Origin of the sequence: Streptomyces sp. 3N207, assembly GCF_052246355.1 — a bacterium.
Classification (GTDB): Bacteria; Actinomycetota; Actinomycetes; order Streptomycetales; family Streptomycetaceae; genus Streptomyces.
The window spans coordinates 52,372-76,451 of sequence record NZ_JBQQBV010000004.1; the positions used below are offsets into that span (position 1 = coordinate 52,372).

Annotated in this window: 15 protein-coding genes; 12 read left to right on the top strand and 3 right to left on the bottom strand. The window is 70.1% G+C overall.

Going from position 1 to position 24,080, the window contains the following annotated elements:
* The first annotated feature begins 104 nt into the window (after positions 1-104).
* From miaA to hflX, 6 genes are all read left to right on the top strand, one after another.
* Positions 105-1,073, top strand: a complete 969-nt coding sequence (miaA, locus tag ACTWP9_RS08015; protein ID WP_443245306.1) for a tRNA (adenosine(37)-N6)-dimethylallyltransferase MiaA — start codon at positions 105-107, stop codon at positions 1,071-1,073.
* A 107-nt stretch (positions 1,074-1,180) separates the two neighbouring features.
* Positions 1,181-1,741 carry a hypothetical protein gene (locus ACTWP9_RS08020; protein ID WP_443245307.1) on the top strand — a complete coding sequence of 187 codons (561 nt, stop codon included), beginning with the start codon at positions 1,181-1,183 and terminating at the stop codon, positions 1,739-1,741.
* A 72-nt stretch (positions 1,742-1,813) separates the two neighbouring features.
* Positions 1,814-2,695, top strand: coding sequence for a diaminopimelate epimerase (dapF, locus tag ACTWP9_RS08025; RefSeq protein WP_443245308.1), 882 nt, complete (start codon positions 1,814-1,816; stop codon positions 2,693-2,695).
* A 238-nt stretch (positions 2,696-2,933) separates the two neighbouring features.
* Positions 2,934-5,093 (top strand): RelA/SpoT family protein, encoded by a 2,160-nt coding sequence (locus ACTWP9_RS08030; protein WP_443245309.1) that lies wholly within the window; start codon positions 2,934-2,936, stop codon positions 5,091-5,093.
* Positions 5,094-5,241: 148 nt separating this feature from the next.
* Entirely contained in the window at positions 5,242-6,786 is a 1,545-nt protein-coding gene (locus ACTWP9_RS08035; protein ID WP_443245310.1) for a M1 family metallopeptidase, read from the top strand.
* 199 nt (positions 6,787-6,985) lie between these two features.
* Positions 6,986-8,485, top strand: a complete 1,500-nt coding sequence (gene hflX, locus ACTWP9_RS08040; protein WP_443245311.1) for a GTPase HflX — start codon at positions 6,986-6,988, stop codon at positions 8,483-8,485.
* A 122-nt stretch (positions 8,486-8,607) separates the two neighbouring features.
* On the opposite strand, the gene ACTWP9_RS08045 is transcribed toward hflX, so the two are convergent.
* Both ACTWP9_RS08045 and ACTWP9_RS08050 read right to left on the bottom strand, forming a co-directional pair.
* Entirely contained in the window at positions 8,608-9,810 is a 1,203-nt protein-coding gene (locus ACTWP9_RS08045; protein WP_443245312.1) for a trypsin-like serine peptidase, read from the bottom strand.
* Positions 9,811-9,882: 72 nt separating this feature from the next.
* Complete coding sequence (locus ACTWP9_RS08050) at positions 9,883-11,109, bottom strand: trypsin-like serine peptidase (RefSeq protein ID WP_443245313.1); 1,227 nt, start codon at positions 11,107-11,109, stop codon at positions 9,883-9,885.
* A gap of 291 nt (positions 11,110-11,400) precedes the next feature.
* Between ACTWP9_RS08050 and ACTWP9_RS08055 the strand changes: the two genes are divergently transcribed.
* The 4 genes from ACTWP9_RS08055 to ACTWP9_RS08070 all read left to right on the top strand — a co-directional run bounded on the left by ACTWP9_RS08055 (position 11,401) and on the right by ACTWP9_RS08070 (position 18,420).
* Positions 11,401-13,542: an IucA/IucC family protein gene (locus ACTWP9_RS08055; protein WP_443245314.1), complete on the top strand. Its 2,142-nt coding sequence runs from the start codon at positions 11,401-11,403 to the stop codon at positions 13,540-13,542.
* A gap of 40 nt (positions 13,543-13,582) precedes the next feature.
* Positions 13,583-14,389: a GNAT family N-acetyltransferase gene (locus tag ACTWP9_RS08060; RefSeq protein ID WP_443245315.1), complete on the top strand. Its 807-nt coding sequence runs from the start codon at positions 13,583-13,585 to the stop codon at positions 14,387-14,389.
* Between the two features lie 73 nt (positions 14,390-14,462).
* Positions 14,463-16,265 (top strand): IucA/IucC family protein, encoded by a 1,803-nt coding sequence (locus tag ACTWP9_RS08065; protein ID WP_443245316.1) that lies wholly within the window; start codon positions 14,463-14,465, stop codon positions 16,263-16,265.
* 172 nt (positions 16,266-16,437) lie between these two features.
* The gene (locus ACTWP9_RS08070; RefSeq protein ID WP_443245317.1) at positions 16,438-18,420 is read left to right on the top strand and encodes an ATP-dependent DNA helicase; all 1,983 of its coding nucleotides are present in this window, start codon (positions 16,438-16,440) and stop codon (positions 18,418-18,420) included.
* A gap of 178 nt (positions 18,421-18,598) precedes the next feature.
* Here the strand turns inward: ACTWP9_RS08070 and lexA are convergent, their stop codons facing one another.
* Positions 18,599-19,408, bottom strand: coding sequence for a transcriptional repressor LexA (gene lexA / locus ACTWP9_RS08075; RefSeq protein WP_443245318.1), 810 nt, complete (start codon positions 19,406-19,408; stop codon positions 18,599-18,601).
* A gap of 720 nt (positions 19,409-20,128) precedes the next feature.
* Here lexA and nrdR point away from each other — a divergent pair.
* Together nrdR and ACTWP9_RS08085 are read left to right on the top strand one after the other, a co-directional pair.
* A complete protein-coding gene (gene nrdR, locus ACTWP9_RS08080) occupies positions 20,129-20,803 on the top strand; it encodes a transcriptional regulator NrdR (protein ID WP_443245319.1) in 675 nt (224 codons plus the stop codon).
* A 163-nt stretch (positions 20,804-20,966) separates the two neighbouring features.
* Positions 20,967-23,864 (top strand): vitamin B12-dependent ribonucleotide reductase, encoded by a 2,898-nt coding sequence (locus ACTWP9_RS08085; protein WP_443245320.1) that lies wholly within the window; start codon positions 20,967-20,969, stop codon positions 23,862-23,864.
* The last annotated feature ends 216 nt before the right edge of the window (positions 23,865-24,080 follow it).

A 24,080-nucleotide genomic window follows, 5' to 3' on the forward strand; every position in this document is an offset into this window, starting at 1 on the left:
TGCGGAAACCGGCTGTCGGAACCTCGCAACGGGCAACGACCCCGAGAGCGTCCCGTCACGTCGCTCGTTCGAGGAGCCTCAGGCGGGTTTGCGAGACTTGAGCCGTGAATGCCGACGCCGCCCCCTCGCCCGCCTCGTCAGACGCCCCGCCCTCCCCGCCGGTCATCGCCGTCGTGGGCCCCACAGCGGCCGGCAAATCCGATCTGGGGGTCTTTCTCGCCCGCGAGCTGGGCGGTGAGGTCATCAACGCCGACTCGATGCAGCTCTACCGCGGTATGGACATCGGCACCGCCAAGCTGACCGTCGAGGAGCGGCAGGGCGTGCCGCACCACCTTCTCGACATCTGGGACGTCACCGCCGCCGCGAGCGTCGCGGAGTACCAGCGGCTGGCCCGTGCCGAGATCGACCGGTTGCGTGCCCAGGGGCGCGTGCCCGTGCTGGTCGGGGGCTCCGGGCTGTACGTGCGCGGGGCGCTGGATGCCATGGAGTTCCCCGGTACCGACCCTCAGGTACGTGCCCGGCTGGAGACGGAGGTGGCCGAGCACGGCCCCGGCGTCCTGCACGCGCGACTGGCCACGGCCGATCCGGAGGCCGCCCGCGCCATCCTGCCCAGCAACGGACGCCGCATCGTGCGGGCCCTGGAGGTCATCGAGATCACCGGGCGGCCCTTCACGGCCAATCTGCCGGGTCATGAGGCCGTGTACGACACCGTGCAGATCGGTGTGGACGTGGCCAGGCCCGAACTGGACGAGCGGATCGCCCGCCGGGTCGACCGGATGTGGCGGGCCGGGCTGGTGGACGAGGTGCGCGAGTTGGAGCGGCAAGGGCTGCGGGAGGGGCGTACGGCCTCGCGCGCCCTGGGCTACCAGCAGGTGCTCGCCGCGCTGGCGGGGGAGTGCACCCTTGAGGAGGCGCGTACGGAGACGGTCCGCGCTACCAAGCGCTTCGCGCGCCGTCAGGATTCCTGGTTTCGCCGCGATCCGCGGGTGAACTGGCTCAGTGGAGCGGCGGCGGACAGGGGGGCACTGTCGGGTGCCGCGCTGGCGTTGCTCACAAGGGCGGTTACAGCCTGATCACGTGATGGCATCGGGAAGCCCTGAGCGACCGTCCCGTTACCCCCGGCGTGCCATCATCGACCATCGTTGGGTGCCGTGAAGCGGAGTTGGGAGGGCACGTGGCAATGGAGGCCAGCCCTCGGGACAACTCCTCACCTGCGGATGCCGAGCCGCTTTCGGACCGTGAGTCCTTGTCGGACCGTGAGCCCTTGTCGGGCCACGACCCGTTGTCGGACCGCGAGCAGCCACGCGGCCATGAGCCGCTGCCGGGGCCTGAGCCCTCATCGGACCGTGAGCCGCCGGAGGATTCCTCCGTGGAGGAGCCCGGGCCGGAGCCGGGTCCGCCGGTGGAACCGCACGAGCTGCGCCCGCAGCGCAAGCTGCGCCTCTGGCAGCTGGCCCCCATCGTGATACTCGGCGCCCTCGGGTCGCTGATGTTCGCTTTTCCGCTCGCCTTCGAGCCCGGTGGCAGCTCCGGCGCGGTGGTCTCGATGCTCGGGCTCCTGCTGTGCGGCTGTGCGGCAGGCTGGGGCGTGATGGCGGCCCGCCGGGTGGGGCACACCTGGCCGGGGCTCCCGGCACGCGGCTCCGGCGGACGTCCCGACTGGCGCGTGGTCCTGATCTACGCCGTCGTGGTCGGCACCGCCGTCGTCCTGGCCGTCTGGCGGGTCGCCCGGCTGCGCTGACCGGCGTGCTGCCCCACTGTCGCGGCTTGCCCGCAGCCGGGGTGCGCCGGGATCTCCCGTACGATCGGCAGCGTGACCAGCGCAGCAGGCGTGCCGTTCCTCAAGGGCCACGGCACGGAGAACGACTTCGTGATCCTTCCGGACCCGGACGGGCTGCTCGACCTGTCGCCGACGGCAGTGGCCCGGTTGTGCGACCGGAGGGCGGGCATCGGCGGGGACGGCGTGCTCCGCGTCGTCCGCTCGGCGGCGCACCCCGAGGCGAAGCCCATGGCCGCCGAGGCGGAGTGGTTCATGGATTACCGCAACGGCGACGGCTCCGTAGCGGAGATGTGCGGCAACGGCACCCGGGTCTTCGCCCGCTATCTGGAGCGTGCGGGACTGGCCGGGCCCGGCGACCTCGCCATCGCGACCCGGGCGGGCGTACGCCGGATCCACATCGCCAAGAACGGTGGTGACATCACCACCGCCATGGGCAGGGCCCAGCTGACGGGGCCGGAAGAGACCGGGGACGGGATCACCGTCAGCGTCGCAGGGCACACCTGGCCGGTGCGCAAGGTCGGCATGGGCAATCCGCACGCCGTGGCGTTCGTCTCGGACCTGGCGGACGCGGGCCGGCTGCTGGAGGCTCCCGAGGTGCGGCCTGCCACCGCGTTCCCGGACGGCGTCAATGTCGAGTTCGTCGTCTCACGGGGGACCCGGCATGTGGCACTGCGGGTGCATGAGCGGGGCGCGGGGGAGACCCGGTCCTGCGGTACCGGCGCCTGCGCCGTGATGGTCGCGGCAGCGCGCAGGGACGGCGTGGACCCGCGCAGGGACGGCACCGCTGTGACCTACACCGTGGACGTGCCCGGAGGCCGGCTGGAGATCACCGAGCGGGCCGACGGCGAGATCGAGATGTCCGGCCCGGCCGAGATCGTCGCGGAAGGCAGCATCGACCCCGCCCTGCTGTCATGAGCGATCCGGCGTTGCTCCTGTGACCGATCGGCCGATCCGGCATCCCTTCTGCGACCGGTCGGCCGATCCAGCACCGCTCCCGTGACCGATCCCTGTGCTGCTCCTGTGAGCGGCCGGTGACCCGGCGTCGCACGATGGGGTGATCCGCCTCACGCTCGACAGGAGCCGGTCGGTGGCACGTGATGGGGTCGGTACCATCGCACCCCCGGCCCGGGGTGCGCGAAAGCGGGAGGTGCCCATGAGCGCGGTGCGCAGTCTGCGGAAACTCAGCAGAGTGGCACTGCTGGGCGCCACGCCACGGGACTCACTGCCGGACGCCATCGAACACGTCGCGAAGGTGCACAGGGCGCACCATCCAGGGGCCGATCTGCGGCCGCTGCGCAAGGCATACATGCTGGCCGAGTCCTCGCACCGGGGACAGATGCGCAAGAGCGGCGAGCCCTACATCACCCACCCTCTCGCGGTCACCCTGCTGCTGGCCCAGCTCGGCGCGGAGACAACCACGTTGACCGCCTCGCTGCTGCACGACACCGTCGAGGACACCGCGGTGACGCTGGAACAGGTACGCCGCGAGTTCGGGGAGCAGGTCTGCTACCTCGTCGACGGGGTCACCAAGCTTGAGAAGGTCGACTACGGTTCGGCCGCCGAGCCGGAGACGTTCCGCAAGATGCTCGTCGCCACGGGCAACGACGTACGGGTCATGTCGATCAAGCTTGCCGACCGGCTGCACAACATGCGCACTCTCGGTGTGATGCGGCGTGAGAAACAGGTCCGCATCGCCAAGGTGACGCGGGATGTGCTGATCCCGCTCGCCGAACGGCTCGGCATCCAGGCGCTCAAAAGCGAACTGGAGGACCTGGTGTTCGCGATCCTCCACCCCGAAGAGCACACCAGGACACGTGAGTTGATCCGTGAGCACAACTCGCGCCCCGATCCGCTGACAGGTTTTGCGGCCCAGGTACGCCGTACACTGCGCGAGGCCGGAATCACGGCGCAGGTGCTCATCCGTCCCCGGCACACCGTTTCCGTGCACCGGCTGCGGCTCAAACGCGGCCAGTTGGGCGACTGCGACTTCGCCCGGCTGCTGGTCCTCGTGGACGAGGACGCCGACTGCTATGCGGTGCTGGGGGAGTTGCACACCTGCTTCGCCCCTCTCGTCTCCGAGTTCAAGGACTTGATCGCCGCTCCGAAGTTCAACCTCTACCAGTCGCTGCACACCGCGATCGCCGACGAGGAGGGCAGGGTCGCCGAAGTGCTCGTACGCACCCGCCGGATGCACCAGGTGGCCGAGACCGGTGTCATCGCCCTCGGCGACCCGCACGCAACGGCGGAGACGGCCCCCGACGCGGCCGAGGGAGGCGCAGGGGGTGCGTCAGCGGCGACCGCCGAAGGGGCCGGGGAGCGGACCGACCCGACCCGCCCCGGATGGCTCTCGCGCCTGCTGGAGTGGCAGAGCCACGCGCCCGACTCGAACACCTTCTGGCAGGAGCTGCGCGACGAACTGGCGCAGGACCTGGAGATCACCGTCTACTGCGCCGTCCCCGGAGCGGAGGGTGCCGCAGGGGGCGCGCTGCCGCTGCCCGGCGGTGCGACATGTGTGGACGCCGCATACGCCAGGCTGGGGGAGGCGGCTCACCGGTGCATCGGGGCCCGAGTCAACGGCCGGCTGGCGGCGCTCACCACGGTGCTGCGGGACGGGGACGCGCTGCAGCTCTTCCTGGAGGGCAGCCACGGCAACCCCTCGGGGCCGTCCCCGGAGTGGCTCGACCACGTACGCACGCCGTCCGCGCGGCTGGCCATCCGGGAGTGGCTCGCCGCGCACGGACGGCGGGAAACCGACGACTCCAGGAGCGATCGCGCTCCCGCCGAGAGCGAACGCACCCTCGGTCCGGAGCAGGAGGAGCAGCACGCGGAGTACGGGGAGTACGCGGAGTACGGGGAGAACATTCCTGTGGTGCCCGGCCATCCCGGCACGCCGGTTCGGCTCGCCCGCTGCTGCACACCCGTACCGACGGATGCGGTCACCGGGTTCCCGGTGCGGGGCGGTGCCGTCACCGTGCACCGTGACAGTTGCCGGTCGGTGGCCCGGATGGCCTCCGACGGGCGCCTGACCCTTCCGGTGCGCTGGGAGCAGGGCGAGGCCGGATGCAGGGTCACCCTGCGGGCCGAGGCGTTCGGTCGGCCGCACCTGCTGGCCGACCTCACCGAGACCATTGCTGCACAGGGCGCGGCTGTCGTCTCGGCCGATGTGGAACCCCCGCGCGAGCAGCGCGTGCGGCACACCTACACCCTGCAACTCCCTGACGCTGCGGGGCTTCCCGCACTGATGCGTGCCATGCAGCGGGTGCCGGGCGTCTACGACGTCGCCCGCTCCGTCCGCCAGGCCGCAGCGAACTGACGGGCCGTCCCTCCTGTCGCGAATCGACGGGCTTTCCGCTCCGCGGGCGTAGCAGGCACCGTTCGGGCGGAGGCGCGGAACGTCCCCTTTCGGGTGGACGAGCCCGGGCGGAGCCACCACCGGCTGCGGCCGCTGGTAGCGATGATCCATGGCCCTTACAGCCCCCGCAGCACGCGCAGTCTCCCGCTCAGCCGCCGGACGGCGCGGTGCGATCGCCGGTACGACCACCGCCACGGCCCTCGCCCTGATCGGCGCCGCGCTCCCCGCACCCCAGGCGGCCGGTATCGGCGACCACCTCTTCCCGCACCTCGGCAACCCCGGCTACGACGTCCGTGCGTACGACATCTCCTTCGACTACAGCGGTGACAACAGCAAGCCGCTCACTGCCCGGACCGTCATCGATGCGCGGGTCACCGCCGGGCCCATGGACCGGTTCAACCTGGACTTCGCAGGCGGTGACGTCCGCTCGGTCGAGGTCAACGGGCAGCCCGCCGGGCACGCCCGCGCGGGCGAGGATCTGGTGGTCAGTCCGCAGTCACAGTTGCGGCGGGGTTCCTGGCTGCACATCGAGGTCCGGCACACCAGCGACCCCACCATCAAGAACGGCGGCTGGGTGCGCACCAAGGACGGTCTGGCGATGGCCAACCAGGCCGACGCCGCGCACCGAGTGTTCCCCGGCAACGACCACCCTGCGGACAAGGCCATGTTCACCTTCCGGGTACGGGCGCCGCGCGGGCTGACAGCCGTGGCGGGCGGGCTGCCGGCCGGGCGGTCCCGCGCGGGGAAGGACACCGTCTGGACGTACCGGATGGGCCACCCCATGGCCACCGAGCTGGCCCAGGTGTCGATCGGCCGCTCCACTGTCGTGCGCTCTACAGGCCCGCACGGGCTGCCGTTGCGCCACGTCGTACCCGTCAAGCAGCGCGAGGCGCTGGAGCCCGCGCTGAACGAGACGTCCCGGCAGATCGCCTGGATGGAGCGGCATGCGGGGGAGTACCCGTTCGAGAACTACGGGCTGCTGGCCGCCGAGGCGGACACCGGCTTCGAACTGGAGACACAGACTCTCTCCCTCTTCGAGAGCGAACTGCTGTCCTCCCGTAAGTACCCGGACTGGTACAGGGAGTCACTGATGGTGCACGAGTTGGCGCACCAGTGGTTCGGCGACAGCGTCTCCCCGCGCCGCTGGACCGATCTGTGGCTGAACGAGGGCCATGCGAGCTGGTACGAGTGGGCGTACGGCGCTGAACGGGGCGGCTTCTCGGTCGACGAGCGGGCGCGCGCCTCGTACGAGCAGTCCGACGCCTGGCGCAAGCGTCACGGGCCTCCCGCAGCCCTCCTCCCCACCCGGAAGAGCGGGAAGATCGAGCTGTTCAGCCCGATCGTCTACAACGGTTCCGCCGTCGTTCTCTACGCACTGCGTGAGCGGATCGGCAAGGAGGCGTTCGCACGGCTGCAGCGCGCCTGGCCGCGCAAGTACCGCGACTCCAGCGCCACCACCGCCGACTTCATCGCTCTGGCCAGCGAGATCTCCGGCAAGGACCAGAGCGCATTCCTGAAGAAATGGCTCTACGGGAAGACCACCCCGCCCATGCCGGGGCACCCGGACTGGACCCAGAAGAAGCCGGCCAAGAGCCCGGCGGGGAAAACGGACGCGAGTTCCGCGAGGACGGTCGAAAAGAGCCGCCGCCCGTAGTCCTGGTCGCCGCAGCCCCCCGGGAGCGCCCGGGAAGGGCGGCAAATACGGGTGACGACGTCGCAGCGCCGTGCGACCATCCTTGTGACCGCGCCGCGCGGCGGCGGGTCCGCCCAGGACGGGCCCGGTGCCCGGGGAATCTTCCTCGCCGCCAGGGCGTTGTGCGGTACGTAAGCTTCCCTCGACCTTAAGGATCCACTTGACCCACTCCTCTTCCCTTCCACAGAACGGCCAGCGCATCGCCAAGACGAACCGCCGAGCCGACGCCCTGATGGAAGAGGACGTCGCTCTTAGTCACACGTTCGACGAGAACCGTGACGGTGATCAGCTCGACCGCTCCGACCGGGCGGCGCTGCGGCGAGTGGCCGGTCTCTCCACCGAGCTGGAGGACGTCACAGAGGTTGAGTACCGGCAGCTGCGCCTGGAGCGTGTCGTGCTGGTCGGCGTCTGGACCTCCGGTACGGCGAACGACGCCGAGAACTCCCTCGCGGAGCTGGCAGCCCTCGCCGAGACGGCCGGAGCAGTGGTGCTCGACGGCGTGATCCAGCGCCGGGACAAGCCTGACGCTGCCACGTACATCGGCTCCGGCAAGGCCGCCGAGCTGCGGGACATCGTCCTGGAGACCGGTGCCGACACCGTCGTGTGCGACGGTGAGCTGACCCCTGGCCAGCTCATCCACCTCGAGGACGTCGTCAAGGTCAAGGTCGTCGACCGCACGGCCCTGATCCTCGACATCTTCGCCCAGCACGCCAAGTCCCGAGAGGGCAAGGCGCAGGTGGCGCTGGCACAGATGAACTACATGCTCCCCAGGCTGCGCGGCTGGGGCCAGTCGCTCTCCCGGCAGATGGGTGGCGGTGGCTCCGGTTCGGCCGGCGGCGGCATGGCAACCCGTGGTCCTGGTGAGACCAAGATCGAGACGGACCGGCGGCGGATCCGCGAGAAGATGGCGAAGATGCGCCGGGAGATCGCGGAGATGAAGACCGGCCGCGAGGTGCAGCGGCAGGACCGCAAGCGCAACAAGGTGCCCTCGGTCGCCATCGCGGGCTACACCAACGCGGGCAAGTCCTCGCTGCTCAACCGGCTCACAGGGGCAGGCGTGCTGGTGGAGAACGCACTGTTCGCCACCCTGGACCCGACCGTGCGCAAGGCCGAGACCCCCAGCGGCAGGGGCTACACGCTGGCCGACACCGTCGGTTTCGTCCGGCACCTTCCGCACCATCTGGTGGAGGCGTTCCGCTCCACCATGGAGGAGGTCGGTGACGCCGACCTGATCCTGCATGTGGTGGACGGCGCGCACCCCGCGCCGGAGGAACAGCTCGCCGCCGTGCGCGAGGTCGTCCGCGATGTGGGTGCAGCCGACGTACCCGAGATCGTCGTGGTCAACAAGGCGGACGCGGCCGACCCGCTCGTCCTGCAACGGCTGCTGCGGGCCGAGAAGCACGCACTGGTCGTCTCCGCGCGCACCGGGCAGGGCGTCGACCAGCTGCGGGAGCTGATCGACAACGAGCTGCCGCGCCCCTCCGTCGAGCTGGAGGTGCTGCTGCCCTACACCGAGGGCAAGCTCGTCTCTCGGGTGCACAACCAGGGCGAGGTGCTCTCCGAGGAGCACCTCGAACAGGGCACGCTGCTCAAGGCCCGGGTGCACGAGGAGCTCGCCGCGGAGCTGCGCGCATTCCAGCCGCTGGCCGCCCGGCCGTAGCCGAGGCCGCACCGCAAGGGCAGCCGAAAATTGCACAGAAGAAGGCCCGCCCCCTCCCGGCTTCCGGGAGGGGGCGGGCCCTTGTTCAGTGCTGGTGCGGTGTGCCCCAGCCGGTCAACCGGTCAGCCCTTGCGGCTTGCGGCGTTGAAGACCTGCTTGGCCGTCGGGCCCAGCTGCGGCCCCGCGAGCCAGGTGGCCGGGTGCGGGCCGATCGAGTTGACGGAGATCAGCTCGGGCTTGCCGCCCGCGCCCTTGATCAGCCAGGCGCCACCGGAGGAACCGCCCGTCATGGTGCAGCCGATGCGGTACAGCGCGGGCTGCGACGGGTCGATCGTCAGCGCGCCGGGACGGTCGGTGCAGGAGTACATCCGGGCGCCGTCGAAGGGCGGCGCCGCCGGGTAGCCGTAGTTGCTGACGCCGCGGATCCGGGACGACGAGGGCGACTGGAAGTTGACCTTGATGGCGTTGCCGACGGTCTCCTCCAGCGACTTGCCGGACTTGTTCACCGGCTCGACGCGCAGCACCGCGAAGTCCTGCTGGGAGCCGCCGCCCCCGGACTTGGCGCCCTTCTGGATCCAGTAGTTGGTGGTCTGGGCCCACTTCACCCACCACTCGCCGTACGGGGCGACCTCCTGCGGCGGGGAGCTGTTGACCGCCGGCATCGAGCGGCCCTTGTCGTTGAAGGCCGGGATGAAGGTGATGTTGCGCAGCCAGCCGCCGCTCCTGCCGGAGTGGACGCAGTGGCCCGCGGTGGCGACCAGGTTGGACTTGCCCGGGTGGCGCGGGTCCTTGATGACCGTGCCGGAGCAGACCATCGGGCCTTCCGGAGTGTCCATGAAGATCTTGCCGGCGGGAGCCGCGTTCCGGGTGTACGGCGTCTTCACGGCGTCCGCCTTGACCGGGCGCGGCTCCGCGGTGTTGGTGGAACCCGAGGTGCTCTTGACGTTCTTCGGGACCTTCTTCTCGTTGTCCTCGGCCTTCTTCATCCGCCCCAGGTCCCAGTGGCCCTTGATGTAGGGGTTGACGAAGTCCTTGGCCTCACGCACCCACTGGTCCTTGTCCCAGTTCTTCCAGGCGCCCTGCTTCCACTTGTCGAGGTCCTGGAGGGAGGTGGGAAGGTCCTTCGGCAGCTTGTCGGGGATGCCGATCTGGTCCTTACCGCCGCCGGAGTCCTGGGCGCCCTCGGAGGCGGCCGGCTTGGCGTCCGTCTTCTTCTTGCCGTCACCGTCGCCCGTGCAGGCGGTGGCGGTGAGGGCGAGGGCGGCGGCCAGTGCCGCCGTGACCAGGACCGGACGCCCACGTCCGGCGCTGCGTATACGTGACATGGTTCGGGGTCCCCTTGAAGACTCGTACGGAAAGCGCGCGTCATGCGCGGGGTGTTCTCGCCGCATCGGCGCTCAGCCCTCCTTGCTGACCGCGTCGAAGACGGCCTTGGCCTCCTTGCCGAGGCGGGCGCCGGCCAGCCAGTCGGCGGTGATGGGACCGATGGAGGTCACCGAGAGCAGCCGGGTGCCCGAGGCGTCGAGCCAGGGGCCGCCGGACGAACCCGCCGTCATGGTGCAGCCGATGCGGTACATGGTGGGCTGCTCCGGGTCGATCGTGAGACGGCTCGGCTTGTCGGCACAGCGGTACATCCGGGCGCCGTCGAAGGGCGGTGCCGCCGGGTAGCCCACCGCGCTGAGGCTCTTGATCGACTTGACCCGGGGAGTGCTGAAGGCGGCCTTGACGGCGCCGCCGGCCTTCTCCTCCAGCGAGGGGCCGGTGCTCTTGTCCTCGGGCTGCATCTGGAGCACCGCGAAGTCCTGCTGTGCACCCTTGCCGCCGCGCTCGGCGCCGTTCTGGATCCAGTGCTTGGTGGTACGGGCGTGCTTGGCCCACCAGATGCCGTCGGGGGCGACGTCACCCTTGGAGGCGTTCGCCAGCTGCTGGTTCGACAGCCCCTTGGGGTTGTAGTCCGGGACGAAGACCACGTTGCGGTACCAGCCCTTGCCCGCGCCGCCGTGCACACAGTGCCCGGCGGTGGCGACCAGGTTGGACTTCCCCGGGTGACGCGGATCCTTCAGAACGGAGCCGGAGCAGACCATGGCACCCTTCGGGGTGTCCATGAAGACCTTGCCGACGGGCAGGTCGTCCTGGGTGTACGGCCTCTTGACCGCGGCGGCCTTGACTTCCTTCGGCGTCGGATCGGTGACGCCCTCGTCCTCGCCGGTGCCGTCGCTGCCGCCGCTGGGCTTGTCGTCGATGTCCGAGTCGTCGACCTTGCGGTCGTTGCCGTCCGCGTCCTTCATCCGGTCCGGGTTCCACAGGTCACGGATGATCGGGTTGAAGAATTGCTTGGCTTCCTTCAGCCACTTGTCCCGGTCCCAGTTCTTCCAGGCGCCCTTCTTCCACGCGTCCAGGTCGTCCAGGGAGGTCGGCAGATCCTTCGGGAGGTCGTCAGGGAGTCCAAGGTCCTTCTTCGCGTCCCGGCTCGGCTTCTTCTCCTGGGAGGCAGCCTTGCTGGGCTTGTCGTCCGCCTTGTTGTCCTCCGGGCCGCAGGCCGTAGCGGTGACCGCCAACACGGCGGCGACCGCGGCCGCGGCCAGCGCCGGACGGCGCCGCGCGGACCTGGCTATCGATGGCATCGCTGAACTCCCCCTGAATGGATCTCGTGCCTCTTGACTTGTCATGCACCTCGCCGGGGCGGGGCGGCCCCCACTATGCCCGGTGGTGTTCGGGACGGGCACACCAGGGTCCGCGGTTCCCCCAGCGCACACCCGCTCGCAGCGCGCCCCCGGATTGCTCTGTATTCCGCCCCATCCGGAGGGGGAACTTCAACGAGCCCGTGATCCGGGGCCGTTCACCTCGTTGGTGCGTATGGGGGAGTGTGGCTCGCTGCCCAGCGCGCCCAGTCGACACCAGCCAAGGAGACTTCAGTGAACGCGCGCTCCGGAGCCGACGAGCCCAAGGACCCGGTCCGTCGGAGGCCCGCTGACCTGATCGAACCGACGGTGCCGCAACAGGAGCGGCGTATCGCCACGCAGCCCCCCGAGCCGCCGGAGCATCCCGAATCGTCGCAAAACGGCGAAGTACCGCAGCACCCCGACGTACCGCACCACCCCGACTCGCGACACCACCCCGAATCGCGACAGCACCCCGAATCGCGACAGCACCCCGAAGTACCGCACCACCGCGATCCCCTGGAGCACCCGGATCCGCGCGCAGCCGCCGACGCCGCAGCGCTGGAGAGCCTGCTCCGGTGCTGGGTGCGCGAGACGGCTCCGGCCCGTACCCGGAACGGCGTGCTCCGCATCCCGCTGCCCGCCAGCGGCAGCGCGCTGCTGGTTCCGGTACGGCACTGGTCACCCGTCGGCTGGCACCGTTTCGATCCGCCTTCTCTCGAGGGAGCGCCCGAGTCCGCCGCCCCGCTGCAAGCCGTCGCGGTCGCGGCCCTGATCGGGCGCGAGGCCGCACACACCGCCCGGAGCACCGACGGGACAAGGCCCGGTCCCATCGGTACCGAAGCCGGCACCGATGCCTACGAGGGCGCCAGCGCCGCCGAGAACACCGCGCTGGTGGGCCGTGTCGCCGACTCCGTACAGCGCACCGCCCGGTTCCTGGCCGACCGTCGCAACCACCCGGAGCCCTCTCCCGCCACCAGCCCGTTCCTCGACGGGGAGCAGGCGCTGGTTTTCGGTCACCCCCTGCACCCCACCCCCAAGAGCCGCGAGGGGTTCTCCGACGCGGAGGAAAGCGCCTACTCGCCCGAACTGCGCGGCAGCTTCCCGTTGCACTGGATGGCCGTCCACCGCTCGGCGCTGGCGGGGGACTCCGCATGGACAGATCGCGGCAAACCCGTCTCCGCCACCCAACTCGCGCTGCGCCTGAGCGGGCAGGCACTGGCCGGATGGATCCCCGAAGAGTACGTGCCCCTGCCCCTGCACCCCTGGCAGGCCCGGGAGGTACGCCACAGCCCCGCCGTCCGCACACTGCTGGACGCGGGGCTGCTGCACGATCTGGGGCAGATGGGGGAGCGCTGGAGCCCGACTTCCTCGGTACGTACTGTCTTCCGGCCGGACAGCGTGGCGATGCTCAAGCTGTCCGTCGGGCTGCGTATCACCAACTCCCGCCGCGAGAACCTCCGCAAGGAGCTGCTGCGCGGCGTGGAGGTGCACCGGCTGCTCCGCGGAGATCTGGGCCGCGCCTGGCGGGCGGCCCACCCGGGCTTCGACATCGTGCGGGATCCGGCCTGGCTCGGCGTCGACGTGCCCGGTGAGGGACGGCTGCCCGGTTTCGACACCGTCATCCGGCACAACCCTTTCGGCGCGGGGGAGGACGCCGTCTGCCTCGCCGGACTGACAGCTCCCGTCCCTCTCGCGCCCGCCCCTGGCGTACCCCTCCGCACCACGTCCGCCCGGTCCGCACCCGACCCCGGATCGCACGGCCCGCCCGTCGCGCTGCGTTCCCGGCTCGGACGAGTGATCCATGCGCTCGCGCAGCGCTCCCGGCGGCAGTTGGGGGCGGTGGCTGCCGAGTGGTTCCTGCGCTATCTGGACGCCGTCGTCCGACCCATCCTCTGGCTGGACGCGCATGGGGGCATTGCCCTGGAGGCACACCAGCAGAACACCGTCGTACTGCTGGACGCACACGGCTGGCCACAGGGCGGGCGCTACCGGGACAACCAGGGCTACTACTTCCGTACCTCCCACCAGGACGCGATCAGCCGTCGGCTGCCCGGGGTGCAGGTCGGCCTGGCGAGCGACACCTTCGTCGCCGACGACGTCACCGACGAGCGATTCGCCTACTACCTGGGCATCAACAACGTCCTGGGCCTTATCGGGGCCTTCGGCTCCCAGCAGCTCGCCGACGAGCGGCTGCTGCTCGCGGCATTCCGGCGCTTCCTGCAGGGCGCCGCACGCGAGGAGCCCGCCTCGCCGCTGCCCGCGCTGCTGCTCGACTCCCCGACGCTGCGCTGCAAGGCGAACCTCCTCACCCGGCTGCACGGCATGGACGAACTCGTCGGCCCGGTCGACACCCAGTCCGTCTACGTCACCCTCGGCAACCCGCTCATCCCCTGACCCCCTGGCCCTCGGCCCCTCGCAGAGAGGAGACGTCGTCATGCCGCACCCCCAGCCGGGCTCCGCACCGCCGGCCGATACCCCCGGCGCGGACCCGGCGGAGCCCGGCTCCAGCACCAGCAGCGACGACCCCCTCACAGCCCACCGCGGCACCGCCGCCGGGGAGGACACTCTCAACCTCGGACTGCCGCGGGAACGATCCGGGCCGCCGCCCCGGCGCGAGCCCCGGCCCCACGCCTTCTCCGCCTCCTGCGTCAACGCCGGCAGAGAGCACGCCGACGCACCCGACAGCCCCGCCAACTGGCCCGCGGTGGTGACCGACGCGGGCCGGTTCCAGCTGGTGCCCGTACACCTCGCCCGCGATCTGCCGCTGATCTCCGCATGGATGAACGACCCCATGGTTGCGGCCTTCTGGGAGCTGGCCGGTCCCGAACGGGTCACCGAGGCCCATCTGCGCCCCCAGCTGGAGGGCGACGGACGCAGCATTCCCTGCCTCGGTGTGCTGGACGGCGCGCCGATGAGCTACTGGGAGCTCTACCGTGCCGACCTCGACCCGCTCGCGCGGCACTGCCGTACCCGGCCGCACGACACCGGTCTGCATCTGCTCATCGGTGCAGCCGCGCACCGTGGAAGAGGGCTCGGCTCGCTGCTGCTGCGTACGGTCGCCGACCTCGTCCTGGACCAGCGCCCCCGGTGTACGCGCGTGCTGGCGGAACCGGACGTGCGCAACGTCCCCTCCGTCGCCGCCTTCCTCGGTGCGGGCTTCCGGCTCACCGCCGAGATCCAGCTCCCCGCCAAGCGCGCGGCCCTGATGGTGCGGGACCGCGAGCTGCGCCACGCGCTCTGACCCGGTGGCCGCGGCCCGCGTACTCCGCGGCCACCGCCACTTGAATCCACGCCTCCCACAAGGAGCAACTCCCGTGTCCCGAACCTCGTCCTCATCCTCCTCCCATGACGTAGCCCCGCTAGCCGTCCCCGCGGGCCTCGAAAGAGGGTCCGACCCCTGGAACCGCGCGTCCCGGCGGCTGCTCGCCAAGATGATCGCCGAGTTCTCCTACGAGGAGATCCTTCAGCCGCAGCCCGCGCCCGGTGCCACACCCGGGTGCTACGTCCTCCCCGTGGACGACGGCCTCACCGTCCGCTTCCGGGCCCGCCGGGGGGCCTACGGTCATTGGAGCGTCGACGCCGCCTCCCTGGAGCCCGGACTGGACCCGCTGGGCTTCGTCTCCCGTGCCCGCACGCTGCTCGGACTGAGCGGCGAAACAGCCGGTCACTACATCCGCGAGCTGACCGCCACGCTCACTGCCGACACCCAACTGCTGGCCTCCGAACTGCCCGTCGCCGACCTCGCCTCGCTGGGCTACGCCGAGCTGGAGGGACATATGGTCGGACACCCCTGGCTGGTCGCCAACAAGGGGCGGCTCGGTTTCTCCGGCGCCGACGCCGCACGCTGGGCACCCGAGATCCGCACGGCACGACCGCTGCCGTGGCTCGCCGTCCACCGGCGCCTGGCGAGCTACCACGGGGTGTCCCGGCTGGCCGACGCGGAGCGGCTGTACGCGCGCGAGCTGAGCGAGGAGACAGTCGCCGCCTTCCACCAGAGGCTGCGGTCGCGCGGAGTGTCCCCCGGGGACTACCTCTGCATGCCCGTGCACCCCTGGCAGTGGGATGAGACGGTCGTGCCGCTGTTCGCCGCGCAGCTGGCCGCGCAGGAGATCCTTCCGCTGCCCAGCGACGGCGATCTGCGGCTGCCGCAACAGTCCATCCGTACGTTCCTGAACATCAGCAGGCCCGACCGGCATGCCGTCAAGCTGCCGCTCGCCATCCTCAACACGCTGGTGTGGCGCGGTCTGCCGACCGACCGTACGCTCGCAGCGCCGTCGGTCACCGGCTGGGTGCAGCGACTGTGCGAGCAGGACGCGTTCCTGTCCGAGGAGTGCCGGGTGATCCTGCTGGGCGAGGTCGCCTCGGTGGCCGTCACGCACCCGGTGTACGAGCCGCTGGCCGATGCGCCCTACCAGTACCGCGAACTTCTCGGCTGTATCTGGCGCGAACCCCTCATCCCGCTGCTCGGTCCGGACGAACGGGCCCGCACGCTCGCCTCCCTGATCCACACGGATGTGCACGGCAACTCCCTCGCAGCGGAACTGGTGGCGCGCTCCCGGCTGGAGCCCCGGGTCTGGCTCAAGCACCTGTTCGGGTCGCTGCTCCCGCCGCTGCTGCACTTTCTCTACCGCTACGGCACGGTCTTCTCACCGCACGGGGAGAACGCCATCGTCGTCTTCGACGGGCACGACGTACCGGTCCGGCTGGCGATCAAGGACTTCGTGGACGACGTCAACGTCAGCGCGGAGCCGGTTCCCGAGCTCGACTCCATGCCGGAGGACGTACGAGGTGTGCTGCTCAGCGAACCGCCCATGTTCCTCACCCAGTTCATCCACTCCGCGCTCTTCGTCGGCGTCTTCCGCTATCTGGCCCCGCTGTGCGAGGCGCAACTCGGCGTCAGTGAGGACGATTTCTGGGCACTCGTTCGGGCGGAGATCGACCGGTACCACGAGCGCTTCCCCGGACTGAAGCCCCGCTTCGAGACCTTCGACCTGCTGACCCCGCGCATCGAGCGGCTCTGCCTCAACCGCAACCGGCTGCACGCCGACGGCTACCGCGACAGAACCGAGCGCCCGCACGCCGCGGTCCATGGAACGGTGCGCAATCCGCTGTACTGAGGACGGCAACCGTCACGCGGAGGGCGGCTCCGAACCACCGAAGACCGACCGAGAGTGCGCGTGTGCGCACAGGGCGCACCCGTACGTGTCGACCGTGCTGGCTGGAAGCAACCGTTCGAGGTGGGAAGCAGCTGGGCGGGGTGTCAGTGGTGCCGCGTAAGGTGTCGGGTCTATGAGCAAGCCCGCCGTCACCGAACTCCTCCAGGCCGCCGTCACCGCCGTTGGCGGCACGGAACGCGCAGGTCAGGCCGCCATGGCCGAGGCCGTCGCCGAGGCTGTCGAGACCGGCCGCCACCTCCTCGTACAGGCGGGCACCGGCACCGGAAAGTCGCTCGCCTATCTGGTTCCCGCGCTGGCTCACGGTGAGCGGGTGGTGGTCGCGACCGCCACGCTCGCACTCCAGCGCCAGCTCGTCGAGCGCGATCTGCCGCGCACCGTCGAGGCACTGCATCCGCTGCTGCGCCGCCGCCCCGAGTTCGCCATGCTCAAGGGCCGGTCGAACTACCTGTGTCTGCACCGACTGCACGAAGGGGTTCCGCAGGAAGAGGAGAGCGGGCTCTTCGACCCCTTCGAGAGCGCGGCCCCCACCTCCAAGCTCGGCACGGACCTGCTGCGGCTGCGCGACTGGTCCGACGAGACGGAGACGGGAGACCGCGATGATCTGAAGCCGGGCGTCTCCGACCGTGCCTGGGGCCAGGTCTCCGTCTCCTCCCGCGAGTGCCTGGGCGCCAGCAAGTGCGCGTACGGTGCCGAGTGCTTCGCGGAGGCTGCCCGGGAGCGTGCCAAGCTCGCCGAGGTGATCGTCACGAATCACGCGCTGCTGGCCATCGACGCCATCGAGGGCGCCCCCGTGCTCCCCGGCCACGAGGTGCTCATCGTCGACGAGGCACACGAGCTCGTCTCCCGCGTCACCGGCGTCGCCACGGGCGAGCTCACCCCCGGCAGCGTCAACCGCGCGGTGCGCCGTGTCGCCAAATTGGTGGACGAAAAAGCAGCCGACCAGCTCCAGACCGCCTCCGAAACCTTCGAACGGTTGATGGAGCTCGCCCTGCCGGGCCGGCTGGAGACCGTTCCGGAGGACCTGGAGTACGCGCTGATGGCGCTGCGTGACGCAGGGCGCACCTGCCTGAGCGCGCTGGGCAACACCAGGGACAAGTCCGTCCAGGACGAGGACGCGGTCCGCAAGCAGGCCAAAGCCTCGATCGAGAACGTCCACGATGTCGCCGAACGCATCCTGGAGCACTCCGACTTCGACGTCATCTGGTACGAGCGGCACGAGCGCTACGGAGCCTCGCTGCGGGTGGCACCGCTGTCGGTGTCCGGCCTGCTGCGCGAGAAACTCTTCGCCGACCGCTCCGTCATCCTCACCTCCGCCACCCTCAAGCTGGGCGGGGACTTCAACGGGGTCGGCGCCTCCCTCGGTCTCGCCCCGGAGGGGATCGGCAGCGACACCGACGGCGAAGAGGCCGAGACGCCGCCCTGGAAGGGGCTGGACGTCGGCTCCCCGTTCGACTACCGCAAGCAGGGCATTCTCTACGTCGCCAAGCATCTGTCGCCCCCGGGCCGGGACGCCCAGCGCAATGACATGCTGGACGAGCTCGCGGAGCTGGTGGAGGCGGCCGGCGGCCGGACGCTGGGGCTCTTCTCCTCTATGCGCGGCGCGCGGGCCGCCGCCGAGGAACTGCGCGGCAGACTGGGTCTGCCGATCCTGCTGCAGGGCGAGGAGACGCTGGGAGAGCTCATCCAGCGGTTCGCGGACGACGCGGAGACCTGTCTGTTCGGCACGCTCTCGCTGTGGCAGGGCGTGGACGTGCCGGGCGCCAACTGCCAGCTGGTGGTGATGGACAGGGTGCCGTTCCCGAGGCCCGACGATCCGCTGATGAGCGCCCGGCAGAAGGCGGTCGAGGAGGCCGGCGGCAACGGCTTCATGGCGGTGGCGGCCACCCACGCGGCGCTGCTGATGGCGCAGGGCGCGGGCCGGCTCGTACGGGCGACGGGGGACCGCGGCGTGGTCGCGGTCCTGGACCCGCGCCTGGAGCGGGCCCGGTACGGCAGCTTCCTGCGGGCCTCCATGCCGGACTTCTGGTACACGACGGACCGCAACCAGGTCCGTCGCTCCCTCGCCGCCATCGACGAGGCGGCCAAGCAGGCGTAGCAGCGCGAGCGTGCGCCAGAGTCGACGGCGACGGCGGCCGTCTGCATACAACGGCGGGCCGCCGGTTCCGGTGCGGAGGGAACCAGCGGCCCGTAAGCCTTCGGCCCGCGAGCGGGCCGCCCAGCTGTCTGTCGTACGCGGCTGTTCGTCGTACGCCGTATAGAGAGGCTACGAGTGGTCAGACCCGGCGCAGCACGGCGACGACCTTGCCGAGGATGGTCGCATCGTCGCCCGGGATCGGCTGATACGAGGAGTTGTGCGGCAGCAGCCATACATGCCCGTCCTCGCGCTTGAAGCGCTTCACGGTGGCCTCGCCGTCCAGCATCGCGGCCACGATGTCGCCGTTCTCGGCGACGGGCTGGCGGCGTACGGTGACCCAGTCGCCGTCACAGATCGCGGCCTCGATCATCGAGTCGCCGATGACCTTGAGGACGAACAGTTCGCCGTCGCCGACCAGTTGGCGGGGCAGCGGGAAGACGTCCTCGACCGACTCCTCGGCGAGAATGGGGCCGCCCGCCGCAATACGGCCGACCAGCGGAACGTAGGAGGCCGACGGCTTGCCCGTGGTGTCGGCGGCGGCCTGTGCGCTGCTCGGGGCGTCCGAGCCGCGGACCTCGTAGGCACGGGGACGGTGCGGATCACGGCGGAGGAAGCCCTTACGCTCGAGGGCCATCAGCTGGTGCGCCACCGAGGAGGTGCTGGAGAGCCCGACCGCCTGGCCGATTTCCCGCATGGACGGCGGGTAGCCGCGCCGCTGGACCGAATCGCGGATCACCTCGATCACCCGACGCTGCCGGTCGGTGAGCCCCGAGCTGTCGGCGCGGATGCCTGGAGGTCGGCCGGGAAGCGATCGCTTCGCTTGTTGGCCTTCCTGAATCTCTGCGTTCATGGCGTCATTCACGGGCTGAATTTCGTCAATTGGCTGAGCCGCTGCCGGAGCTGTGCGGTTCTGGGAGGTGATGGTGGCGCTGTCTGCGGTCGTGGTCACGTCGTCGGCCCCTCTCGAGAAGTTCTCCCTAGCTGGACAACGGTAGTTGGTTTCGAAAGGTTGCGCCAAACACACGTTCGAGTGAAAATCCGGAGTTCGCCTGACTTCTGCAGCTCGGTGGGTGTATGGGCCGCGCCGTCTGGCTCGCCGGGGCGTGGCGGGTCCTTTCGGAATGTGTGGGCGCCGCGTACGTGTGCCTCTGTCATGTGTCTCAGATGCGCCACGCAAACATCGCGCCCGTCGTTCGCTGTTCGTTTCCCCGTCGCGGTTCGTGCTGCCGCCACGGTGTTTCCGCGTGCTGTTTCCCGTTGCCGCCCGTCGCTGTCCGTAATTACTTATGTCGTCGAACTTTTATCCCGCTGCGTCGCCACTTCGGGTCACCGCCGCGCCCTCGCCGTTCCGCCGCCGCACTGCCCGCGGCACGCCGCCGCCGTCCCGCACAGTCTGGCAGGCGTGCCCCGGCGGCTTCCCGCCGCCCCGCTTCGCGTAGGCTCGTGGGCCGCGCCGGGGGGCGACACGCGTGGTGGCCGTCTTGACCATCGGCTACCAGATCTAGTGGTTTGATGAGCGCGCGCCACCAGAAGTTGTGTCCCTGGGTGCTCACGCCGGGGGGACTTCGCCTATGCTGGTGGCCCGTCGAGGGGCCCCTGTGACGGGGGTGCCGCGGCGTGATCTGTCATGCACGGTGAGGGTCCTATGGGCCCTGGGAGGGTGGAAACGATGCATTGCCCCTTCTGCCGGCACCCTGACAGCCGCGTGGTCGACAGCCGTACAGCCGACGACGGAGCGGCCATCAGGCGGCGGCGCCAGTGCCCGCACTGCTCCCGCCGCTTCACGACCGTGGAAAACGCATCACTCACAGTGATCAAGCGGAGTGGTGTCACCGAGCCCTTCAGTCGGGACAAGGTGATTGCCGGAGTCCGCAAGGCGTGCCAGGGGCGCCCCGTCACCGAGGACGCCCTCGCCCAACTCGGACAGCGGGTCGAGGAAGCCGTCCGGGCCACCGGGAGCGCGGAGTTGTCCACGCACGACGTCGGACTCGCCATACTCGGCCCGCTCCAGGACCTCGATCTGGTCGCCTACTTGCGGTTCGCCTCGGTCTACAAGGCGTTCGAGTCCCTGGAGGACTTCGAGGCGGCCATAGCCGAACTGCGCGAAGCACACCCACGTGACTCCGGCCCCGGAGCGCAGGACGGCGAAACCGCCGGGGGCCAGGAGGAGACCGCTGCCCGCGAGGGGGCCCGGACCGGGAGGGGCCGGACGGCCGGGGGAGAGGCGCAGGCGTCGCCGGGGGTGCCCACACCCCTCGGCGGTGCCGAAGTCCGGGCGGGGGACGCCTCGGGCGGACAGCCCGGCGGGGCCGGCGGCGCCCCCGCGGCCACTGCCGCCGACTGACGGCGGCCGGCCCCGCGGTGCGGGGCCCACAGGCCGGGGCACGGCCTCGGCGTACACAGAGACCTGGCCTGGACACGCACCGTGTCCGGGTCACCAGACAGGCACAGTTCTCGGGGAAGAACCGGGGCATGTTGGGGCGTTATGTCCCACACAGGGAGGCGGAATGACAGAGACGACGAGCGGCCCGGCACGCGGCTCCCGCGCTAAGGGCAGCAAGGCGAACAACGGACTGCGCATCGAGCGCATCCACACGACCCCCGGAGTGCACCCGTACGACGAGGTGAACTGGGAGCGCCGCGACGTCGTCATGACCAACTGGCGCGACGGCTCGATCAACTTCGAGCAGCGTGGCGTCGAATTCCCCGACTTCTGGTCGGTGAATGCGGTCAACATCGTCACGAGCAAGTATTTCCGCGGTGCCGTGGGGACTCCGCAGCGGGAGAACAGCCTCAAGCAGCTGATCGACCGGGTGGTGAAGACCTACCGGGCGGCCGGTGAGAAGCACGGGTACTTCGCCTCCCCCGAGGACGCCGAGACCTTCGAGCACGAACTCGCCTACGCCGTGCTGCACCAGATCTTCGCCTTCAACTCCCCTGTGTGGTTCAACGTCGGAACCAAGCAGCCCCAGCAGGTCAGCGCGTGCTTCATCCTGTCCGTCGACGACTCCATGGAGTCGATCCTCGACTGGTACAAGGAAGAGGGCATGATCTTCAAGGGCGGCTCCGGAGCCGGTCTGAACCTCTCCCGCATCCGCTCCTCCAAGGAACTCCTCTCCTCGGGCGGCAACGCCTCGGGCCCCGTCTCCTTCATGCGCGGTGCCGACGCCTCCGCCGGCACGATCAAGTCGGGCGGTGCGACCCGCCGGGCCGCCAAGATGGTCGTCCTGGACGTCGACCACCCGGACGTCGAGGCGTTCATCGACACCAAGGTCAAGGAGGAGGAGAAGATCCGCGCTCTGCGGGACGCGGGCTTCGACATGGACCTGGGCGGCGAGGACATCGCGTCGGTCCAGTACCAGAACGCCAACAACTCGGTGCGTGTGAACGACGAGTTCATGAAGGCCGTCGAGTCCGGCTCGAAGTTCGCGCTGCGCGCCCGGATGACCGGTGAGGTCGTCGAGGAGGTGGACGCCAGGAAGCTCTTCCGCAAGATGGCCGAGGCCGCCCACGTCTGCGCCGACCCCGGCATCCAGTACGACGACACCATCAACCACTGGCACACCTCGCCGGAGACGGGCCGCATCACCGCCTCCAACCCGTGCAGTGAGTACATGCACCTGGACAACTCCTCGTGCAACCTGGCGTCGCTCAACCTGATGAAGTTCCTGCGCGACGACGACAAGGGCAACCAGTCCTTCGACGCGGAGCGCTTCGCGAAGGTGACCGAGCTGGTCATCACGGCGATGGACATCTCCATCTGCTTCGCCGACTTCCCGACCGAGAAGATCGGCGAGACCACCCGCGCCTTCCGCCAGCTGGGCATCGGCTACGCCAACCTCGGCGCCCTGCTGATGGCCACCGGCCACGCCTACGACAGCGACGGCGGCCGGGCCCTCGCCGGTGCGATCACCTCCCTGATGACCGGCACCTCCTACAAGCGGTCGGCCGAACTTGCCTCCGTGGTCGGCCCGTACGAGGGGTACGCCCGCAACGCCGAGGCGCACCGCCGGGTCATGAAGCAGCACAGCGACGCCAACGACGCCGCGACCCGGATGGACGACCTCGACACCCCGGTGTGGGCGGCGGCCACCGAGGCGTGGCAGGACGTGCAGCGGCTCGGTAAGAAAAACGGTTTCCGCAATGCGCAGGCATCGGTGCTGGCACCGACCGGCACCATCGGCCTGATGATGGACTGCGACACCACCGGCGTCGAGCCCGACCTCGCCCTGGTCAAGTTCAAGAAGCTCGTCGGCGGCGGCTCCATGCAGATCGTGAACAACACGGTCCCCAAGGCCCTCAAGCGCCTCGGCTACCAGCCCGAGCAGATCGAGGCCGTCGTCGAGCACATCGCCGAGCACGGCAACGTCGTGAACGCACCCGGCCTCAAGCCCGAGCACTACGAGGTCTTCGACTGCGCCATGGGCGAGCGCTCCATCTCCCCGATGGGCCACGTACGGATGATGGCGGCAGCCCAGCCGTTCCTGTCCGGCGCCATCTCCAAGACGGTCAACATGCCCGCGAGTAGCGCCGTCGAGGACGTCGAGGAGATCTACCTCCAGGGCTGGAAGCTCGGCACCAAGGCGCTGGCCGTCTACGTCGAGAACAGCAAGGTCGGCCAGCCGCTTTCGGCCAAGGCCAAGGAGGAGAAGAAGGCGGAGGCGCCCGAGCCGGAGAAGGTCGTCGAGTACCGCCCGGTCCGCCGTCGGCTGCCCAAGGGCCGTCCCGGCATCACCACTTCCTTCACGGTGGGCGGCGCCGAGGGCTACATGACGGCCAACTCCTACCCGGACGACGGCCTTGGCGAGGTCTTCCTCAAGATGTCCAAGCAGGGCTCCACCCTGGCGGGCATGATGGATGCCTTCTCCATCGCGGTCTCGGTCGGCCTCCAGTACGGCGTTCCGCTGGAGACCTACGTCTCGAAGTTCACCAACATGCGCTTCGAGCCGGCAGGTATGACGGACGACACTGACGTGCGGATGGCGCAGTCGATCGTCGACTACATCTTCCGCCGCCTGGCGCTGGACTTCCTCCCCTTCGAGACCCGTTCGGCACTCGGCATCCACTCGGCGGCCGAGCGCCAGCGCCACCTGGAGACGGGCTCCTACGAGGCGTCGGAGGAGGAGTTCGACGCCGACGCCCTGGCGCAGTCGGCCCCCAAGGCCGAGCAGTCGACGGCCCCTGTGGAGGAGGCCAAGGACGCCAAGGACACGCAGCGGACGGCTGCCGAGCCCGAGGCCGCGACGCCCGCACCGAGGGAGGCCCACAACTCCACGGAACTGATGGAGATGCAGCTCGGGCTCAACGCCGACGCCCCCCTGTGCTTCTCCTGCGGCACCAAGATGCGCCGCGCGGGCAGCTGCTACCTGTGCGAGGGCTGCGGCTCGACCAGCGGTTGCAGCTGACAACGAGCGGGAAAGCGTCCGATGCAGCGTTGAGCATCCGTTGCTGACGTCGTTGATCCGCACATGAGAGAGGGAGCCGGCCTCGGGCCGGCTCCCTCTCTGCCGTTACCCGCTTGCGGGTGGAGGAGATCAGGGCCCGCCCGCGTAAGGGAACACCGGCCGTAACAGCGCCCTGCGCTCCCGCGCCTGCGGGGGCTCCCACCCCTGGGATTCGCC